Source organism: Iamia sp. (genome assembly GCF_035575815.1).
GTDB lineage: Bacteria > Actinomycetota > Acidimicrobiia > Acidimicrobiales > Iamiaceae > Iamia.
Map to the genome: position 1 here is coordinate 1 of NZ_DATLXO010000007.1, position 2,033 is coordinate 2,033.

General features: G+C 70.7%; 1 protein-coding gene. It reads left to right on the forward strand.

Annotation, left to right across the window (positions count from 1 at the left end):
• Positions 1-184: 184 nt before the first annotated feature.
• Entirely contained in the window at positions 185-1,756 is a 1,572-nt protein-coding gene (locus VNL12_RS00350) for an IS1182 family transposase (protein ID WP_325590518.1), read from the forward strand.
• The last annotated feature ends 277 nt before the right edge of the window (positions 1,757-2,033 follow it).

Consider the following 2,033-nt stretch of genomic DNA (forward strand, 5'->3'; position numbering starts at 1 on the left):
CGTCACCCGCCAGATGGCCCGGGGCTCCCAGGAGGACCGCGTCACCGGGCTGGCCGCCGAGGTGGCGTTCTTCTCGCTCCTGAGCCTGTTCCCGGGTCTCCTCACCATCGCCGCCGGCCTAGGAGGGTTCTGAAGTAAGCGTCGAGGTCCACCACCCGAGGCGTCTGGTGCTCAAGACTCGGGCATGGCCCTGGGAACGGTGTTGGCACAACAGCGCTTCGAACGCCCCGAAGAGCTGCTCGGTGATCGTCTGCGGGGGATCTACCGCCTCTTGGCCGACTACGGGGAGGCGATCTTCCCCCACGACTACTTCGCCGATTGCTACACCGACTCGGTCCGGGGCCGTCCGACGGTGCCGGCCCGGGTGCTGGCCACGGTGATGGTGCTCCAGGCTCATGAGGGCCTCTCCGACGGCGACGCCTGCGACCGGTTGGAACGAGACCTGGCCTGGCAGGCCGCCGCGGGCGTGCATGTCGGCTACCCGGCCTTCCACCCCACCGTCCTGGTAGGGATGCGCAACCGCCTCCGGGCCTCCGCCCGGCGCCGACGGCTGTTCGAAGACACCCGCTCGGCCGCCACCGAGTCGGGCCTCATGGGCAACCGGGTGCGGGTGGTCGACTCGACCCCGGTCTATGACTCCGTGGCCACCCAGGACACCGTGACCCAGCTGCGCTCGGCGGTCCGCAAGCTGTTGCGGGCACTGGACCACGACCACCGCAACCTCGCCGCCGGAGTACGGGCCGCCCTGAGGCGAGACGACGACTATGCCGGCCCGGGAAAGCCGCCGTGTGACTGGGACGACGCCGAGGCGAAGGAGGCACTGATCGACGCGCTGGTGAAGGACGCCCTGGCTGCCCTGGCCATCCTGGAAGGCCAGGTGCTCTCCCGACCGGCGGCCGATGCCGTCGAGCTGCTGGCCCTGGTGGCCGGCCAGGACACCGACGCCGGCGACGACGGGACGTTCCGCATCGCCCGGCGGGTGGCAAAGGACCGGGTGATCTCCACGGTGGACCCCGAGGCCCGCCACGGCCACAAAAGCCATGACCGCCGCTTCGACGGTTACAAGGCCCACATGAGCATCGACCCCGATTCCGAGCTCATCGACGAGGTGGTCGTCACCCCGGCCAACGCGCACGACGCCACCGCAGTGGAGGACCTGCTGGCCCCGGTGGCCGACGACGAGACCAAGCCAACAGTGATGGGCGACTCGGCCTACGCGGGAGCCGGCACCCTCGACGACCTCGAAGCGGCCGGCTTCACCGACGTCAAGGCCAAGGTCCCGCCGGCCCGAGGCCGCCAGGGCCGTTTCGGCAAGGACGACTTCGACGTGAACCTCGGCGCCGCCACCGTCACCTGCCCGGCGGAGAAGGTGGCGACAATCCGCTTCGGCTCCGACGGGGCCGGGCGGGCCGACTTCGGCGACGCATGCTCGACCTGCCCGATGATGCAGGTCTGCACCACCTCGGCGTCGGGCCGCTCCGTCAGCATCCACGCCAAAGAGGAGGTCCTGCAACGCCACAAGGCAGCCCAGGCCGATCCCGCCTGGCAGGAGGCCTACCGCTCCACCCGGCCCAAGGTCGAGCGCAAGATCGCCCACTTCGTGCGGGTCGCCTGGGGTGGGCGCAAGGCCCGCACCCGGGGCCAGGCCCGGATCGCCACCGATGTCGACACCCGGGCCGCCGCGATCAACTGGGCCCGCCTGGCCACCCTCGGGGCGCACATGGCCGACGGAGGTTGGGCGGCGGCCCCTCCCTGATCGGCGACGAGCCCCTCGATCGCCGACTCCCGCTGCCCCTTCCTGGTCCCTCGTCGTTCCGAAAACCCGAAATCAAAGGGATGGCGGCTAGGGACAAGGAGGGAAGGAGCGAGAATCGCCGGCAAGGCGATCAAGAAAGGCCATCAGGACGCCCGCCGAACCGTCGGGCTCCAAACCGGCCGGCGATCGCCGCCCAGGTCACCCCTACATCAGAACCCTCCTAGGGCCGTCGCCCTCCCAGGCCGCCCGCAGCAGGGACCGGAGATCGGCGTCGTAG